This is a genomic window from Paenibacillus lentus (assembly GCF_042714055.1).
In the GTDB taxonomy this organism is placed as follows: Bacteria; Bacillota; Bacilli; order Paenibacillales; family Paenibacillaceae; genus Fontibacillus; species Fontibacillus lentus_A.
In genome coordinates this window covers 37,518-54,810 of sequence record NZ_JBHGVC010000002.1, presented here as the reverse complement: position 1 = coordinate 54,810, position 17,293 = coordinate 37,518, and the positions used below count along the sequence as shown (strand labels likewise).

Here is a 17,293-nt window from a genome sequence, read left to right as displayed (position 1 = left end):
ACATAATCTGGACGGAAAAACAGCACCCGATCCGAGATCGAATGCTGTCATGTATTACGGGCTGATATACCCAAAAAGCCAAGGCCTTCTAGCTTTGCTCTAAGGCTTGCTTCAAATCAGCGATAAGATCATCGATATCCTCCAGGCCTACAGAGAAGCGAAGCAAGCCGTCGGTGATGCCGCGCTCATGGCGAACATCCTGCGGCATCGAGGCATGGGACATCATTGCCGGATAAGACAGAATACTCTCGACAGCCCCGAGACTGACGGCAACGAGCGGCAGCTTGACGCTGCTGAGCACCTGCTTGGCCCGTTCGCCGGAGCCGACGTCGAAGGAGACAACCGCCCCGTATCCCTTAGACTGCTTCTCATGAATTTCCCGGCCCGGGTGCTCAGCAAGACCTGGGTAGAATACCGCCTGGATATCGCTGCGCCGACTTAACCATTCAGCCAGCTTGCCCGCACTCTTCTCGCTATGAGCCATGCGTGCGCCCAGCGTCTTCATTCCACGCATGAGCAGCCAGGAATCCTGAGCCCCAAGCACGGTGCCAAGTCCGTTCTGCATATACTTCAGCTTGCGGCCGAGCGATTCCGTTCTGGTAACGGCAAGACCTGCCAACACATCGCTGTGGCCGCCAAGGAATTTAGTTGCACTATGCAGGACGATATCGACACCCTGCTCGATCGGACGCTGATAATAAGGCGTCATGAACGTATTGTCGAGAATGCTGAGCAAATCATGAGCATGAGCCCACTCCGTCACTGCGGCGATATCGGTAATTTTAAGCGTCGGATTGGAAGGTGTCTCGAGGTAAACTGCCTTCGTATTCGGTTTAAGCGCGGCCTTCACTTCATCGATTTGCGTCATATCCACGAAGGTCGCTTCGATTCCGAAACGATTCAAAATGCCTGTCAGCAAGCGATATGTCCCGCCATACACATCCTCCGTTACGATCATATGATCGCCTGCCGAAAACAGCATAAAAGTCGTCGATATCGCCGCCATTCCGCTGGAAAATGCAAAGCCGCGCTGACCGCCTTCAAGCACTGTAATATAATCCTCCAGCGCCTGTCTCGTCGGATTTCCCGATCGGCTGTAATCATAGGAAGGCGGATTATATATATCATGGTGATGGAAAGTGGACGCCTGGTAAATCGGCACACTCGATGCGCCTGTCGCACTGTCCACTTCCCCGCCGAAATGAATCAGCTTCGTATCAAACTTCTTGTCCTGTTTTTCTGCATCTGGTAGATCTTTTGAGCTGCCTTTGTCACTCATCCTTGCTTGCCTCCTTCAACTTCTGCCCGCGCCGCTTCCAACGCCTGTTCAAGATCCTGGATAAGATCATCGACATGCTCGATTCCAACGGAGAAGCGCAGCAGGCAATCGTCCACGCCTACAGCATCGCGTACCTCGATCGGTATGTCGGCATGGGTCTGTACAGCCGGGTAAGTCATTAAAGATTCCACTCCACCGAGACTTTCAGCGAAAGCGATCAGCTTCAAATGGCGGAGCACCGGATCAACATAACGCGCGTCCGATACTTTAAAAGAAAATATCCCCGTATTGCCGCTCGACTGGGCGTTTTGAATCTCATACCCTGGATGATCCGGCAGCCCTGGATAGAATACCTCCGTAACCTGGGGGTGGTTCTGCAAATACTTGGCGATCGCCAGCGCATTGCTCTGATGCCGTTCCATACGCAGGGCCAGCGTCTTCATTCCCCGCATAAGCTGATAAGAGTCGGTAGGTCCGAGAACCGCTCCGATGGAATTGTGGAGGAAGGCCATTTCCTCCGACAGCTCCTTTCCTTTAGTAACAATAAGGCCGGCCAATACATCATTATGTCCCCCGAGATACTTTGTAGCGCTGTGGACAACAATATCGGCGCCCAGCTCGATCGGACGCTGAAAGAAGGGGGTCAGCAGCGTATTGTCGACGATGGTCAGGAGCCCATGATCACGGGCCCACTGGCTGACCGCTTTGATATCCGTAATCATCATCAGCGGATTCGTAGGCGTCTCGATGAATACCGCCTTCGTTTTCGGCTTTCTGGCATCTTCAAGGGCGCTTAAATCATTCGTATCAACATAGGATGCGGTAACTCCGTATTTGGACAATACCCGCTCCAGCAAACGATAAGTACCTCCATATAAATCCAAGGAGACAATCAGGTGATCGCCGCTGGCGAACAAGGTGAACACTGTTTGGAGCGCAGCCATGCCGGAACTGCAGGCAAAGCCCGCATCGCCGGACTCCAGCGAAGCCGCTGCTTCCTCCAGCACCGCCCGCGTCGGGCTCTTCGTCCGCGAATAATCGAAGCCAGTACTCTGGCCCAGCCGTGGATGCCGGAAAGCCGTTGCCTGATATATCGGGTAGTTTACTGCTCCAGTGACCGGCTCCTCGACCGAGCCGATCTGCGCGAGTCTACTTTCAATACGGTACCTCTTCTCTGACATTTAACAATCCCTCCACAACCTAAATATGATAAATAAGTCCGCCCTGCTGATCTATATCATAAGGCGTCTCTTGATACACATAGTAGTTCAACCAGTTGGAGAATAATAAGTTAGCATGAGATCTCCAAGTAGACTTCGGTGTGCGAGATGGATCGTCATTAGGGTAGTAATTAACAGGAATGGCAACATCCAATCCTTTCGCCGCATCGCGATCATATTCCCATTTTAGGGAACAAGGATCATATTCTGAATGTCCCGCAACAAATATTTGCTTGCCGTCTTTCGTAGCGACGAGATAAATGCCTGCTTCTTCGGATTCGGCCAAAATGTCGAGCTCGGGCACCTTCTCGATGTCGCTGCGTTCAACATCTGTATGCCGGGAATGAGGCACCTGGAACACTTCATCGAAGCCCCGCAGCAGCTTGACATTGGGAATGTTCACCGTATGCGGGAACACGCCAAAGCATTTTTCCGCCAGAGGAATTTTTTTGACCCCATAATGATAATATAGTCCGGCCTGGGAAGCCCAGCAAATGTGCATAGTTGAAGTGACATGCGTCTTGCTCCATTCAAAGATCCCTTTCAACTCTTCCCAGTAGTTCACTTCCTCGAACTCCAAATGCTCGACTGGAGCTCCCGTAATGATTAGTCCGTCAAAACGGAGCGACTTGATTTCGTCAAAGGTCTTGTAGAACATTTCAAGATGCTCTGCCGACGTATTCTTGGACTTATGGGAACGGGGGTGAAGCAGGACGATATCTACCTGCAGCGGGGTATTTCCGAGCAGACGCAAAATTTGCGATTCGGTCGTCTCCTTCGTAGGCATCAAATTCAGGATGGCGATCCGCAGTGGACGTATGTCTTGGCGATAAGCACGGGACTCATCCATCACGAAAATGTTTTCGTTCTCCAGTATTTCTTTTGCCGGTAAATGATCAGGAACTTTAATTGGCATAGATTCTTCAACTCCTTCTTTGAAAAAAATTGGTGTTTGCGCAGTCATCCTATAGTAGAAAGCGGACGCATTCCATTCAAAAGAAAAACCTTTCTCACTTAGAGAAAGGTCTTCATTGATATCATGAATGCGCCTCTCTCATCTCTCAGAGACCGCAAACGCTGCCGTTTAACGGTTCTGCAAGAATTAGCACCGTACGATTAAATCGCCGGTTGCCGGGTATCATCGGGCCAGTCCCTCCACCTGCTCTTGATAAGATTTCGCCATATTTAATTATTCACGGAACGCTTCGGTTCCTTGAGAACACTTTAATGTATAAATAGGCTTCCGTCAAGAACCCGGCTTGGATAATCACCTTCCAAACGTTTTCGCCATAAGCTGAAAAATAGCCCCGCCTATACGATTATAGCTTGATCATGTCATAGGTCAGGGTTATACTAGACAAGTGTTAAAGACCTAATAAGGCAAAGAGGTGAAAACGATTATGGAAGGCGACCCGAGTCCGCAGAGAACTGCCCCACAACAACAACGGCATAGGAAATCGATCAGCAGAGCGCTCACGGATGGTTTGGGGCTCTTTCGTTCTCGTTTCCCGGTGTTTTCATAAAACGCCTGTTTAGGCGTTACCGGCTGCTGATCCTTTTTTCCTATGCTCTACAGAGCATACTTATCCGATAGGATTGGGAAAAAGGAGAGTGACACCCTTGAAAATTCGTCATGTCAAAGACGGCGTATTTACCACGGTCGATGATGTGGAACAGACAACCACAGCACCGGAGGAAGGATTTTATTGGATTGATGCGGACGGTGAGGATCTCACCATTTTACAACCGCTGTTCTCCCTGCATGATCTGGCTGTAGAAGATTGCTTAACGGAAGAAGAGCAGCGTCCAAAGATCGAAACATATGACAATCATTACTTCATTGTCGTAAACAGCATTCGCTTCGATGACGAAGAAATTTTTCTGCGGGCCCTGAACATTTTTCTCGGCCGCCATTACATCATTACGGTGACAAAGCAGAAAATTAACGAGCTCCGCGCGGTTAAACCGATTTTGTGGGAGCAGGAAGTAAGCGAGCCTGACCGTTTCCTGTACTTGCTCATCGACTTGGTCGTTGACAATTACTTTACCGTCAGTGATCGAATCGAAGTGAAGATCGAGAAGCTTGAAGAGGACATTCTGATGCATACGAAGCGTTCTCATTTAAGTGAGATTATCGGTTTGCGAAGCGAAATTTTGTGGCTTAAGAAAATGCTGGGGCCGCAAAAGGAAGTTATAAATATTTTAAATAAAAAGGACTTGCGCCTGATCGATGATCAGCTCCAAAAATATTTCAGCGACATTTACGAGAACGCCGTAAAAATCTCCGAGAACTTTGAGACGTTCCGAGAGCTGATGGGCAACCTGCGGGAAGCCTACCAGTCCTCCATTGCCAACCGGGCGAACGAGATTATGCGCGTGTTTACTGCTATTACGACCATTTTCATTCCGCTGACCCTGATTACCGGTATTTACGGAATGAACTTTGACAACATGCCTGAATTGCACTGGAAATATTCTTATTACGTGGTGATTGGGATCATGGTCGTTCTCGGTGCCGGGATGTACTACCTGTTCCGTAAACGGGATTGGATTTGACACATAACAAGGACGAAAGAGCTCCGGATTGTTGGAGATTGCTTTCGTCCTTTTATTTTTATAAAGATGGCATCTCTTAGATATGCTAGCCTACGTCTCGTACGCTGCTTCCCTCCCTGCGGAAACGAATTCGAATGAGACGAAGACGCTCATAGAGCAATTCCTGCTCCTCGGCCTCTGCCGCCTCCTGACCATATACCCGTTGAAGCACCGGCTTCAAAAATGCATCCCCGAGTTCTTCATACGCCTGCATGACCGCTGCCTGCTCCTGATCAGGCATTTCTTGCAATTCATTCTTCACCAGCTGCTCTATGCTGTACCCATCCTTCTCCAGCTCTTCGAGCATTTCAATGATTTCCCTTCGTCCCATAGCGACACGTTCTCGAATTTGTTCAAGATTAAACCCCTCGGCAATCCCTTCAAGCAGCTTGCGGCGCACCCCGTATTTCTCCATTTCGACCCGAAGCTTCACTTCCTTCTGCTTGTAAAGCCAAGAACGCAGCTTTTCCGGATCTATCGCTTCATCTACCCAATCTAATGGAAACGAGGTCGTTCGTACATGATTCCGTGTCATGGCAAGCAGCTCATCTCCGAATTCCGCTGCTTTATTCTGTCCTACTCCGGGAAGCTGAAGCAGTTCTTCCAAGGTATGCGGCAAAAACACGCTAATCAGCCTGAGCAGGCGATTGCTTGCGATCAAATACGGCGCCTTACGCTCGGCAGAAGCCTTCTTCCTTCTCCAATTGCACAACTCGGCATATAACGGTTCATTCTCGTGCTGTTCACTATAGCAGATCAGTTTCTGTGCAGTCATCGCCTTGCCGCGAATCTGTTCTTTCTCTTCCCAAATTCCCTCAATCGTAGGCTGGTAGCCTTCCCCCAGCTTAATGACCAGGTGATGACGATAGACATGAAGCATCTCCGACCAGGATGAACCCTCATACCATATGTACTCCTGCTCCCCTTCAGCCGTAATTTCATTCCATCCCATACGCCACGTACTGTCTTCCTCTCCCATCCAGACCTGTGCGCTGCCGACGACAGCACCCGCCTCCCGCTTCTCCAAGCTGTTCAAGAATATGATCCGCACCATTCTTCCCCTCCTTTAAGTTCAGTACTGAACGGACATCGTGATCCTGTACCCAAAAATGCACGCAAAAAAGCACCCCTCCTGCAAAAATACAGAAGAGGTGCTTCCTCCATTCATATACTGTTATTTCCAATGATACCATTTTTCAGATCACTGTCAATCCCTGAGAGGTTTTTCCCCATAAGCCTTCAATATCCGCTATAATGTCTAGGAGTAATAGATACACGCATTAATGTACAAGGAGGCAAAATCAATGACTGACCAGCACAAAGAGTTGGATTTCCTCTCCGACAGTACCGAAAGCACCTCGACTAGGTTCGTGACTTTTATTGGAGAATCCCTTAAGCGCTTCGATCTGGCTGTTACCACGACAAACCGCTTCTACGGAAAAAAGCTGGTAACGGATTTGCAAAGCGGCAAGACAGCGATTCTAGGTACGGATGACCTGGAAGAAGAAGGTTATCTGGAGCATGTCTACAATCTTGAAGAGGAAGAAGCCGAAGAACTGAAATCCTTCCTATACCAGGTTGTAGGCGATACTTATTTTACCGACTAAGACTAATACGTCGAGCTTTATAATCGTCAGACCTGCCCGTAAGCAGTTGACCCCGAATTCACGGAATCTACCGCCAATGCATTGGCGGTAGGCAGCGTCTGTATCCGTATCTAAGTCTACTTATGTGCTCAGTTCGATGTCTGCTTCTCCCGTCTGTCTCATCCCTGCATTTCCCTAAACCTGTTCATCGCTTACCGTTCAAGCAAATTCCATAGCATACAGCATCAGTTCTTCAGGCCTGAGCCGAACACAAGCGTGTTACTGAGATCACGTCCCGCCGTGGTCAGCATTTTTCCTCCCCCGTATAGAGCCGAGGAGGCGCCCCCGTCTAAATTCATCGCTTGCTTTGCTCCTAGCGATTTCATGATATCCGCCCACTGCTTCATCGTAGCCCCTGACACGGTGGCCAGCATAATAGATCCATCCTGCATAATGGCGATGCCGCTGCGCGCTGCCGAACTCGTCAGAATTTTTGCATCGTTGAAGCCTTCTGCTGCCGCATTCAGGGCGACCTTGCTGTCCTTAACGAGGCGAGGGCCAGCGCCAACGGCTGTAACTACATCCTCCCAAGCAGGCAGCGGTTCACCCTCAGCATTCTTATAGCTGATCGTCAGATTCACTTCGCTGCCGATCACAAAGCGCTCTGCCGAGCTCTTCTCCGATCCGGTGAAGACGAGCACATACCCGTTCTTCGGGATTTCAGCATTCGCATTAACCTCATTTTTGACAACCTTACCCTCATCTACAGTAACAGCAATGCCGCCCGAGAACCCGACCTTGCTTCCACGGGCTGGCGTAAACATGATGCTGGTGCTGCTTCCCGCAAGAGGTACCCGGTTCATGAACGTGGCATACCATCCCTTGGATTTCCCTTCGGGAGAAAGAACCGTTCCGGTAATGGAAATGCGGAGCTCATCCATTATTGCCGTCCCATCCTTCTTAAAGCCTATCGTTGTGCCGTTTCCGCCTTTATGCATCACTTCGTTATTCGCGATAAGCGTGCCGTAGGGATCTGGCGGCCCGCCGTAGGCTTCAAAGAAAGCGCCGTTGATCGCTGCCTCTGCCCCGTAGCTTTTGACGATCGCGGCAAACTTCTCCGTACTGCCAACCTGCCCTTTGGCAAGCCCTACGGTGACCGGCGTACCTTTAGGAATTCGAACCGTTTGCACGTTAAAGCTCTTATTCCCGATTTTTACTTTCTTATTTTCATGCTTGATGCTTGGCGGCTGGGCTGCTCCCGCACTTCCCGAGCTGGCCGCAAATACGCCTAATATAATGAAAACAGCCATACAGGTGGAAGCCCATTTTCTCCAATTATGATTATTCATTCGTCGCTGCTACCCCCATCCAGTTGCAAATACTCGCCATTTCCAGCTCTTCGAATTTAGCGGCGACCTGTGCATGATTCAGCTCAAAGAGGCAGGCATCCTGATCGCATACCAGCTCGACATCACAGCGGATTTCCGCTAGCTGCCTTGAAAGATGCAGCATGTCGAGGTCAGCCTCAATCTTGGCGCGAATCGATTTTGACAGCTTGTCCAGATTATTTAGAATGCCTTCGACGGATCCGTATTCCAGCACCAGCTTCAATGCCGTTTTCTCGCCGATCCCTCGAACACCGGGATAATTATCGCTCGTATCTCCCATCAATCCTTTTAAATCAACAATTTGGGCAGGGGTCAGCTGCTTCTCCTCCATTAAGCTTTGAGGGGTATAAACGCTATAATTGCCATGGCCTTTTCTCATAATAATCACGCTTGTCGTCTCATTCACCAGTTGGAGCATATCGTGATCGCCCGTCAAAACATAAACCTCCATTTGTTTAGCAAAACGCGTGGCAAGCGTGCCGATACAATCATCAGCCTCATATCCGACGGCACTTATGTTCGGTATTCCCAGGCTATCCATCACTTCCTGTATGACCGAAAACTGCGGGATCAGGTCATCCGGAGCTTCCGAGCGGTTGCCTTTGTAAGCTGCAAACTGCTCCGTCCGAAACGTCTTGCTGCCTAGATCCCAGCAGCAGGCAATATGGCTCGGATTGAATTTCTGCACCGCATCCCAGAAATACCTCATAAAACCGTATACCGCATTCGTCGGCAGTCCGGCCTTTGTTCTGCGAATATAGCCCGTAGCTGCCGATGCGTAATAGGCTCGAAACATGAGCGCCATGCCATCTACAAGCAAAATGCTATCTCTACCATTCGGTTTAACTGTCAAAATACTCTCTCCCTGCATCGGAATGGCTGCTATTTGCCCCATACCCGTTCATATTCCTCCGCTTTAAAGCCAACCGTGACCTGCTTGCCATCGCTCACAAGGGGACGCTTGATCAGCATTCCGTTGGAGGACAGCAAAGCGATCTGCTCCTCACGCGACAAGCCTGGCAGCTTGTCCTTTAACCCTTCCTGTCTGTACACTTCTCCCGCCGTATTAAAAAACTTCTTCAGTTCAAGTCCGCTTCGATCGACCCATTCGGACAGCTCCTTCTCCGCCGGCGGCGAATCCTTAATATGACGGAGCTCCAATTCATGTCCTTGCGCCTCTAGCCATTTCACCGCATTTCGGCAGGTGCTGCATTTGGGATATTGATAAACAATCAGCTTGCTCATAGCTGCAAAACCTCCTGATCCATTCATAATGTTTATGTCAAAGCAATCAAGGCCTGCTCCAATCGCTCCATATCCGGCGGAAACGGAGCATGAAAGGTCATGTATTCTCCGGTTAACGGATGGCGAAAGGCCAGCTCGGAGGCATGAAGCGCCTGACGTTCGATCCAATCATCCAATTCTCTGCCTAGATCGGCACGCTGCAAGTCCTTGCTCTGCTCAAACTCATTGCTCGCTCTCCGGTACATCTTGTCCCCGATTAGCGGGTGGCCGATCGAGGTCATATGTACCCGAATCTGATGCGTTCGGCCCGTTCCCAGCTGAAGCTCAACCTTGGAAGCGGGCCCCATAATGCGGGCAGTCGAATAAAAAGTAAACGCCGGGTAGCCGGACGGAGTGACGATCCGCCGATGCGGCTCCTCGGGATCACGATCAATTGGCCCGTCAATCCTTCCTTCCAGCGGGTCCGGCGTTCCATGCACGAACGCGACATATTTCTTCTTCACCTGTCCCGCTATCATCTGCTCGGAAATATGCTGATGCACATAAGCATTTTTGGCAATGGCCAGTACGCCGCTCGTCTCCTGATCCAGGCGATGCACCGGCCGAAAACGGAACATCTCCCCTTTTTCCTGCCAATAATGAACGACTCCATTCGCCAAAGTATCCGTATAGTGTCCGTGGGTTGGATGAACGATGATTCCCGGCGCTTTATTCACGATTAATAGAGCATCGTCCTCATAAATACAGTTAAAAGGGATCGGCTGCGGCAATATGTCCCCGGAAGTCTCCTTCTCCAGAGAAATTGCGGCTACATCCCCGCTCTTTACCGGCACGCTGATATACACTCTTTCCCCGTTCAGCGTTATCCCCTTCTCGGTCAGCTTCAGCCGTGACATTAGTTTTCTGGACACGCCGAGACGCCGCTGCAGAACCTTCTTAAGCTGCCAGCCGTCCTCTTCATCCGTTACTATATATACAATCGGGTCATAGTATAGCGTCATGATTTCCGACCAAATACCTTTGCACTGCGCACGTATTCCGTATCCTCGACCTGCATGCGGGCGTTTGCCGTACGGGCCGCGGCGAAGAAATAATCCGACAGCCGGTTCAGATATGTCAGGACGTCAGGATTAACCGTATGCTGCCTGCCCAAAGTAACCGCTCTGCGCTCGGCCCGGCGGCATACGGTTCTGCACACATGGAGCACGGCAGCCAAAGCAGTCCCTCCGGGTAAAATGAATTTCTCAAGCGGCGGATTATCGCTTTCGTGACGGTCAATCCATGCTTCCAGACGCTCAGACAGCCCGGCTCCGACTTTATAGCGATCCTCGCTCAATTTGGCATAAGCCAGATCAGAGCCGCAATCGAACAGTTCATGCTGAATTTGCAGCAGCTCCTCTTTAAGCTCAGCAAAAACCCCGGAGTCGATCAAGCTTGCAGCCTGACCAACGAAGCTGTTCAACTCATCGATTGTCCCGTAAGCCTCGATTCGCGCATCGTCTTTATCAACTCTGCCGCCGATGATGGAGGTTTGTCCCGCATCGCCGCCTCTAGTATATAATTTCAACTTCATCCCTCCGTCTTCGCTCTTTCAGTGATCAGAAATTCAGGTATGTCCAATATACCATAAAACACCCCTTCGCTAGCCTTCCCGTACATAATTATGAATGCAAAAGAGGTGATCCATAAGCGGATCCCCTCTTTGCGGATAATGCTATTGACAGACGAGCCTGAGTTATTTCGATTTCTGACTCTTCATAAATTCATTGATCTTTAAATCAAGCAAGCTGCTGATTTCGATGACAATGTCTGAGGTAAAAGACTTCTCCTCTAGAAAAATCTCTTCCATTCTAGTTCGGAGCAGTTGAATTTCATCCTCCAATGTCAATGCTTGTGGTGATATCGTCCGGCCTTCTTCGTCCATCCATTGATTCGTTTCATTGCCTTCAGCAATATGACCGCCTATCATCTCGTACGGCATGTTGTATTCACCACAAAACAAAAGATATCCCTCCCTGAAGAAACTCAAACCTCTTCCAAAATCAAATTATAACATGATTATTGGACAATGATCAATTAATAAATGAAAGATTTGTTAAATACCCCCATTTATATGGATCGTTGGAACTTAGCCTTGTTTCAATTTATGAACGAATTGCCCCATGCGGTCTAGAGCCTCATTAATTTGATTGACCGAGGTCGCGTAGGAGCAGCGCAAGTATCCTTCGCCGCCAGCACCAAAAGCAGTGCCGGGCACGGCAGCCACTTTAGCCTCCATAAGCAAACGCTGAGCAAATTCATCCGAGCTAAGTCCAGTAGTTTCTATACCAGGAAAAGCGTAAAAAGCCCCTTGCGGCTCATGACAGGATAAACCAATGTCCCGAAGCCCTTGAACGATCAGCCTTCTCCGTTGATTATAGGACTCAACCATCTGATCCTTCTCTTCCAATCCATTCTTGAGTGCCTCTAAAGCGGCTACCTGTCCCATAACAGGAGCACACATGACGGTGTACTGATGGATTTTAAGCATGGCATAGATCAGCTCGGGATGGCCGCAAGCATAGCCCATCCGCCAGCCGGTCATGGCAAATGCTTTGGAGAAGCCGTTGACTAGGATCGTACGATCCTTCATCCCCGGAAGGGATGCAAAGCTGACATGCTTCCCGCCGTAAGTAAGCTCGGCATAGATTTCGTCGGAAATGACGATCAGATCATGCTTTTCAACTAATTTAGCGATCGGAAGCCAGTCTTCATAGGTCATAATTCCACCCGTCGGATTGCTTGGATAATTCAAAATGAGCACTTTGGACTTAGGCGTTATCTTCGCTTGCAGATGCTCTGCCTGCAGTTTGAAATTATCCTTTGCATATGTCTCGATTTCAACGGGAATCCCTCCCCCGATAAAGGATATCGGCGAATAGGAAATGTAACAGGGAGCCGGGACAAGGATTTCATCCCCCGGCTCAATAAGTGCGCGAAGCGCCAAATCAATCGCTTCACTCCCGCCTACTGTTACCAAAATTTCATCCTTAGGGCTGTAGTTCAGGTCGAACCCGTTGTACAAATACTCTGCAATGGCCTCACGCAGCTCGGGCGTACCTGCATTGGAAGTATAGCTCGTATAACCTCTCTCCAATGAGTATACGCAGGCTTCCCGGACATGCCATGGCGTAATGAAGTCAGGCTCACCCACACCCAAAGTAATGATATCTTTGCTGCCGCTGGCAAGATCAAAGAACTTCCTTATGCCCGAAGGCTGAATTTCTCTTACCCGGGGAGCTAAATAAGATAACATCGATTTGTCGGATTGTTCTTGCGATTGTACTTTCATAACATTACTTCCTTTACGGAGAAATCATGAGACGACGATCTTCTTCGGGATCTTCGAAGATAATGCCATCCTGTTTGTATTTTTTGAGTATAAAATGCGTCTTCGTCGAGAGCACGGATTCCAGTGTCGACAGCTTGTCGGACACAAAGCTCGCCACCTCTTTCAAGGTGCGCCCCTCGACTTCTACAAGCAAGTCGTAAGCTCCTGACATGAGATATACCGATTTGACCTGCGGGAACAAATAGACGCGCTCAGCAATGGCTTCAAATCCTCGCCCTCGCTCCGGCGTAATTTGCACCTCAATCAAGGCGGTCACTTTCTCATCGTCCAATTTGCCTGAGTTGACAACGGTGGCGTATTTCACGATGACGTTGTCCTCCTCCAGCTCTGCGATCGCCGCGGATACCTCATCCGCAGTTACTCCAAGCAAGGTTGCCAGAAGAGCAGGGCTTCTCCGGGCATCTTCTTTCAGAAGATCCAGCACTTTCAGCTTCAATTCGCTAAGTGGTTTCATGCTTCATCCTCCAGCGCTGATCCGATGAACGGAATGCTTACTATCTTGCTCATCGGAATCTAAATTTAATACTTATATTACATGAATTTAGGAGTCCTGCAAAGAAAAACCGTTCGTTGCGGGAGACCTTCCCTGAAACGAACGGTTCTTCTTAGAGTTCTGGTTGAACGATGCCTAAGTGGTTTAATTAACTATAATTGTGGCTGCTCACATTGGGCTGCACATTAGCCTGGGAAGCCTGTACATTGCCATTAAACTGCGCCGTGCGCTGCTGCGTGAACTGCTGAACCTTCTGCTGGGTTTGCTGAGCCTCCTGCAGCTTCTTGTCTACCTCGGTGCGAATAGCCTTCGAAGGGGCTGTGTACATGTTATGGCTGCTCATTAATTGGTACAGCTGGCCTTGCAGCTGCAGCGTGCTGTCCGTCAATTGGGTAAACATTTGGCGGACGGATGGGCATGCAGATTCTGTTGTCGCTGTCGTATATTCCCGGACGGTTCTTTTTAGGTCAGCTAGAACGACATTCAGTAAATCTTCCTCAGGAAGCAGGTTTGCATTCTGAAATTGAGAAGTTGGGGTCACGAAAATTCCTCCTATTTGATGTGAATTAATGGGCTTGCGTCGGAGCGAGCGGCTGATGCTGCGAAACCGATTGTATGAGCTGATTAATATGCTGCTCATGGGTGCGCATCTGACTTATGATCGCATTTTGAATTTCAGCATTCTGGGATACCGCAGAAGCGGCTGCCGTTAATTTAAGCAGCATCTCCTCATTGGAAATCGAATCGGAAATATACTCTAATTCCTTGGTTGTTAACGGCTGCATTTGCGAAGCGTTCATGTTAGGTTACCTCCTGAAAGTTGGTTGCATTCACATTCAGGCATATTATATCCAGGAGTTCCATGAATATGTAACAGGGATAAAGTGCAGAAGCCTGATACATATGCCATTCGTTTTTGTGCATTCTTTTAATTACACGGGAAGTTCAAGGCCCACAGCTGTTGTTTGCCAGCATTTATAAAAACAGGACAAAGGAGCAATAGCTAAATATGAAGCTGCATAGCGGCAATTTTGCCTGGCCAGACACCTTGCTTCATTTACCAGAATACCCGGCGCTCCAGCAAAATATATCATGTGATTGCCTCATCATCGGAGGAGGAATTAGCGGGGCGTTATGCGCCTATCTTCTCGCTGAATCCGGCATAAATGCCGCGCTGATCGAGAAGCGGGCCATAGCTGCCGGAAGTACCTTGGCGAATACCGGGTTAATGCAATACTCGAACGATAAGACATTAACATCGCTCATTCATACGTTTGGAGAAGAGCCGGCAATCCGTTTTTATAAAATGTGCCGGGAGGCGGTGGGCAAGCTGCTTAGGCTTAGCCAAAGCTTGCGCAGCGAAGCTCATTTCATTTCGAGGAACAGTCTATATTTCGCCAGTTCGGAGAAGGACTTAAACCTGCTTCATGAGGAGTATGAGACACTCCGTAAATATCGTTTTCCTGTCGAATGGTGGGAGAGGACGCTTATTGCAGAGCGTTTTCCCTTTGAGAAGCCGGGAGCCATTTATAGCTATGGGGATGCAGAAGGAAATCCCTTCGCTTTTGTCCATGGTCTGATCGAGGCAGCTGCCTCCAAGGGAGTTTCCGTCTTTGAGAATACAGAAGCGACCGGGTTCGAATTTCGGCAGGACGGTGTCCTGTGCCGAGCCGGGGAGCATGCAATTCACGCTAAGCGTATTATTTTCGCAACGGGCTATGAGTCCTGGCAATTTCGTAAGGAAAGAGGCTCTCATCTGACAGCGAGCTATGTTATGGTCAGTGAACCCGTTGAACATTTTGATGATTGGTTCGAACGCTGTCTCATATGGGAAACGGCCCGTCCATATCTTTATATGAGAACAACTCCAGATAACCGCATCATGATGGGCGGGCTGGATGAATCGCTGCCTGGCGGCAAGCTGGATGAAGCCCGTTTCCTGCATCAGGGGGATGTTCTGCTGAAGAAGCTGCATGAAATGTTTCCGGAGAAACGGCAGCTGAAGGCAGCCTATTCGTGGGGTGCCATTTTCGGCCAAAGCCGGGATGGCCTTCCGTTCATTGGTGCTCATCCAAGCTATCCTCATTGCTATTTTTTAGAGGGATATGGAGGGAACGGCACTGTTTACAGTATGATCGCCGCCGAAATGATTACCGACATACTGACAGGCAAGGCCCGGCCGGACATGGAATGGTTCTCGCTGACAAGAACCGCGAAACCATCTCCACCAGCAAAACGTACAAGCCGTAAGCCTTGAAGTCTTAATCGGCAACAGCATTTAGGGTTAAGTGGCCAGCAGCTTCCGCATCGCAAGCCAGCTAACGAGCGGAGCTGCCCCGAGTCCGGCCATCAGCCATAAGATCGTGGTCATATGGGGAGAGCGGGAATAGAACCAGATAAACACAATAATGCCCGCTAACCTTCCGATCATCATGCTGATCTCCCGCAAAGCGATCAATTCCACCCTATCCTCAGCATCCCCTGCATCTCGACCCATTAAATCGAAGACCGACGAAATCATCGGGATAATGTATAACGGCATGAACAGTGACGTGCCTACTCCAAAAATAATCAGAGTAGCATAGCTTACCTTCCATAATAAGGGGAGAACCGCCAGCGAAATCATAAGCGCCCCAATTAACATTTCTATGTTGCGATGGCGAATCGCGAGCCATTTACCCGCAGCCCAGTAGCTAAATAACGATACTAAGGAAGTAACCAGCATATATTGTCCGACCTTCCATTCCGAAGAAGTGCTTATATAGACAAGTAAATTTATCAAGAACAAGAAAACTCCTTCTCTAAGGCCGTAAGCTATTGAAGCAGGAACCGCCTGCCTCCAGGGGCTGCCAGCTCTCAAGCGCCGTACAGGCTCAAACCAGCGGTATACTCCTCCCCTCTCGCGTTTCTTCAAGCGGAAGCTTAACAAGACGCCTACCCCATATATAATTAAGGATATCGAAAAAATAAGCCTGTAGCCCCGCTCGCCCGGCAAAGCTGAAATTAGCCATCCGGACAGCCAGGGGCCACAAATTCCGATCATGGAACCCATGATTCCTACCCAGCCATTAAAGAGATCACGGTTCGTTCTATCGGTCACTTCAAAGTAAACTACGTTAAACGTCAGCCAAAAGATGCCTGCCCCAATGCCTGATACGATCCCTAACGGCCAAATATAATGCACCATTTGGCTACCACTGGCCAGCACCAGCATATAGAATAGCCCGGAGATGATGATCCCCAGCCGCAATATAATCATTTTATCGCGTTCCTTCACCCATTTCCCCGCAATCCAGAACGTGAGGCCGATAGCAATCTGTTGACTGAAAGCGAACCAGCCGATCATCATAAAGTCCTGCCTGGCCTTCCACAAATATACATTCAAAAAAGTGCCTGACAGCGCCCCGGCAAGCACAAACAAGCTATTGACGGCTAACAGCAAAATGCATTGTCGGTCTAGCGAGCTCTTCATTCCTGCTCCTCCCCAGGTTCTTTATTTCCCCAGTAAGGATGCCCAAAAAAAGAAAAAAGCATGATAAAATCATGCTTTTTCGCTTACCGTCCGAATCAAAGAGTTCCGGTCTTCCTCGGCCAAAAACCGGCTTACGCTGAAGCAAGCAGAACAAACATATACGTTCAGCTTCATCGTATTGGATAACAGGGGAGCCGACATTCCCTTAGGAACGATAGGCTCAAACGAGCCGTCGCTGATCGCCTGCTGGCCTATATGCAGCATATACTCCCGGCAATGCGGGCATTCAGGCACCTCATCTTGTCCGTCCAGCACCTTCTCGACACCGGATTCATAAGCCAACAAGTCGCCGCCTCCGGCCACAAAGCTCTCAACACGGCGAATCGCTTCAAGATGATCATGATCGCCTTCTTCCCAATAATCTGCATCTTGATCGCCGTCGGCGTGCTCTGCCTCCTCCTCGAATTCCTCTTCATTTCCGAGTTGGATGTTCAAGGTTCTGTAGCCTTTTAGCTCATTATGGCAATAGGGGCATTCTTCCTCCGGTCCCAGCTCCTCATCCCAGACAATTTCGGTTTGGCACCAGGGGCAAATCGTTGTTTCCATACACAGCCCGTCCTTTCT

The 17,293-nt window shown here is 49.4% G+C and carries 19 protein-coding genes and 1 riboswitch; of the genes, 3 read left to right on the top strand and 16 right to left on the bottom strand.

Going from position 1 to position 17,293, the window contains the following annotated elements; all coding sequences use genetic code 11:
- Positions 1–88 precede the first annotated feature (88 nt).
- Genes ACE3MQ_RS03875 through metA form a run of 3 tightly spaced genes read right to left on the bottom strand, consistent with a single transcriptional unit; the run spans position 89 to position 3,415 of the window.
- Positions 89–1,279 (bottom strand): trans-sulfuration enzyme family protein, encoded by a 1,191-nt coding sequence (locus ACE3MQ_RS03875; protein WP_379390841.1) that lies wholly within the window; start codon positions 1,277–1,279, stop codon positions 89–91.
- Positions 1,276–2,460 (bottom strand): aminotransferase class I/II-fold pyridoxal phosphate-dependent enzyme, encoded by a 1,185-nt coding sequence (locus tag ACE3MQ_RS03870; protein WP_379390839.1) that lies wholly within the window; start codon positions 2,458–2,460, stop codon positions 1,276–1,278. The genes ACE3MQ_RS03875 and ACE3MQ_RS03870 overlap by 4 nt, the downstream gene beginning before the upstream one ends.
- A gap of 19 nt (positions 2,461–2,479) precedes the next feature.
- Positions 2,480–3,415, bottom strand: coding sequence for a homoserine O-acetyltransferase MetA (metA, locus tag ACE3MQ_RS03865; protein ID WP_379390837.1), 936 nt, complete (start codon positions 3,413–3,415; stop codon positions 2,480–2,482).
- Between the two features lie 135 nt (positions 3,416–3,550).
- Positions 3,551–3,674, bottom strand: a riboswitch (SAM riboswitch).
- Between the two features lie 445 nt (positions 3,675–4,119).
- On the opposite strand from metA, the gene corA reads away from it, so the two are divergent.
- A complete protein-coding gene (corA, locus tag ACE3MQ_RS03860; protein ID WP_379390835.1) occupies positions 4,120–5,055 on the top strand; it encodes a magnesium/cobalt transporter CorA in 936 nt (311 codons plus the stop codon).
- Positions 5,056–5,140: 85 nt separating this feature from the next.
- Here the strand turns inward: corA and ACE3MQ_RS03855 are convergent, their stop codons facing one another.
- Positions 5,141–6,145 (bottom strand): HRDC domain-containing protein, encoded by a 1,005-nt coding sequence (locus ACE3MQ_RS03855; RefSeq protein ID WP_379391849.1) that lies wholly within the window; start codon positions 6,143–6,145, stop codon positions 5,141–5,143.
- A gap of 253 nt (positions 6,146–6,398) precedes the next feature.
- Here ACE3MQ_RS03855 and ACE3MQ_RS03850 point away from each other — a divergent pair, with 253 nt between their 5' ends.
- Positions 6,399–6,701, top strand: coding sequence for a DUF3055 domain-containing protein (locus ACE3MQ_RS03850; protein WP_379390833.1), 303 nt, complete (start codon positions 6,399–6,401; stop codon positions 6,699–6,701).
- A 224-nt stretch (positions 6,702–6,925) separates the two neighbouring features.
- Here ACE3MQ_RS03850 and ACE3MQ_RS03845 read toward each other — a convergent pair whose 3' ends face one another.
- The 10 genes from ACE3MQ_RS03845 to ACE3MQ_RS03800 all read right to left on the bottom strand — a co-directional run bounded on the left by ACE3MQ_RS03845 (position 6,926) and on the right by ACE3MQ_RS03800 (position 13,997).
- Positions 6,926–8,029 (bottom strand): phosphodiester glycosidase family protein, encoded by a 1,104-nt coding sequence (locus ACE3MQ_RS03845; RefSeq protein WP_379390831.1) that lies wholly within the window; start codon positions 8,027–8,029, stop codon positions 6,926–6,928.
- Positions 8,022–8,939: a 5'-3' exonuclease gene (locus ACE3MQ_RS03840; protein WP_379391848.1), complete on the bottom strand. Its 918-nt coding sequence runs from the start codon at positions 8,937–8,939 to the stop codon at positions 8,022–8,024. Before ACE3MQ_RS03840 ends, ACE3MQ_RS03845 begins: the two co-directional genes overlap by 8 nt.
- An 11-nt stretch (positions 8,940–8,950) precedes the next feature.
- Positions 8,951–9,313: an arsenate reductase family protein gene (locus ACE3MQ_RS03835; RefSeq protein ID WP_379390828.1), complete on the bottom strand. Its 363-nt coding sequence runs from the start codon at positions 9,311–9,313 to the stop codon at positions 8,951–8,953.
- A gap of 32 nt (positions 9,314–9,345) precedes the next feature.
- Positions 9,346–10,314 (bottom strand): RluA family pseudouridine synthase, encoded by a 969-nt coding sequence (locus ACE3MQ_RS03830; protein WP_379390826.1) that lies wholly within the window; start codon positions 10,312–10,314, stop codon positions 9,346–9,348.
- Complete coding sequence (locus tag ACE3MQ_RS03825) at positions 10,311–10,880, bottom strand: cob(I)yrinic acid a,c-diamide adenosyltransferase (RefSeq protein WP_379390824.1); 570 nt, start codon at positions 10,878–10,880, stop codon at positions 10,311–10,313. The genes ACE3MQ_RS03830 and ACE3MQ_RS03825 overlap by 4 nt, the downstream gene beginning before the upstream one ends.
- Before the next feature lie 168 nt (positions 10,881–11,048).
- Entirely contained in the window at positions 11,049–11,315 is a 267-nt protein-coding gene (locus ACE3MQ_RS03820) for an aspartyl-phosphate phosphatase Spo0E family protein (protein WP_379390822.1), read from the bottom strand.
- A gap of 126 nt (positions 11,316–11,441) precedes the next feature.
- Positions 11,442–12,644: an aminotransferase class I/II-fold pyridoxal phosphate-dependent enzyme gene (locus ACE3MQ_RS03815; RefSeq protein ID WP_379390820.1), complete on the bottom strand. Its 1,203-nt coding sequence runs from the start codon at positions 12,642–12,644 to the stop codon at positions 11,442–11,444.
- A 13-nt stretch (positions 12,645–12,657) separates the two neighbouring features.
- Positions 12,658–13,158 (bottom strand): Lrp/AsnC family transcriptional regulator, encoded by a 501-nt coding sequence (locus ACE3MQ_RS03810; protein ID WP_379390818.1) that lies wholly within the window; start codon positions 13,156–13,158, stop codon positions 12,658–12,660.
- 187 nt (positions 13,159–13,345) lie between these two features.
- Positions 13,346–13,738, bottom strand: a complete 393-nt coding sequence (locus tag ACE3MQ_RS03805) for a spore coat protein (protein ID WP_379390816.1) — start codon at positions 13,736–13,738, stop codon at positions 13,346–13,348.
- A gap of 25 nt (positions 13,739–13,763) precedes the next feature.
- A complete protein-coding gene (locus tag ACE3MQ_RS03800; protein ID WP_379390815.1) occupies positions 13,764–13,997 on the bottom strand; it encodes a hypothetical protein in 234 nt (77 codons plus the stop codon).
- A gap of 209 nt (positions 13,998–14,206) precedes the next feature.
- Here ACE3MQ_RS03800 and ACE3MQ_RS03795 point away from each other — a divergent pair, with 209 nt between their 5' ends.
- Positions 14,207–15,454, top strand: coding sequence for an NAD(P)/FAD-dependent oxidoreductase (locus ACE3MQ_RS03795; protein ID WP_379390813.1), 1,248 nt, complete (start codon positions 14,207–14,209; stop codon positions 15,452–15,454).
- 27 nt (positions 15,455–15,481) lie between these two features.
- Here the strand turns inward: ACE3MQ_RS03795 and ACE3MQ_RS03790 are convergent, their stop codons facing one another.
- Together ACE3MQ_RS03790 and ACE3MQ_RS03785 are read right to left on the bottom strand one after the other, a co-directional pair.
- The gene (locus ACE3MQ_RS03790) at positions 15,482–16,669 is read right to left on the bottom strand and encodes an MFS transporter (protein ID WP_379390811.1); all 1,188 of its coding nucleotides are present in this window, start codon (positions 16,667–16,669) and stop codon (positions 15,482–15,484) included.
- Between the two features lie 69 nt (positions 16,670–16,738).
- Complete coding sequence (locus ACE3MQ_RS03785; RefSeq protein ID WP_379390810.1) at positions 16,739–17,275, bottom strand: hypothetical protein; 537 nt, start codon at positions 17,273–17,275, stop codon at positions 16,739–16,741.
- Positions 17,276–17,293: the final 18 nt, after the last annotated feature.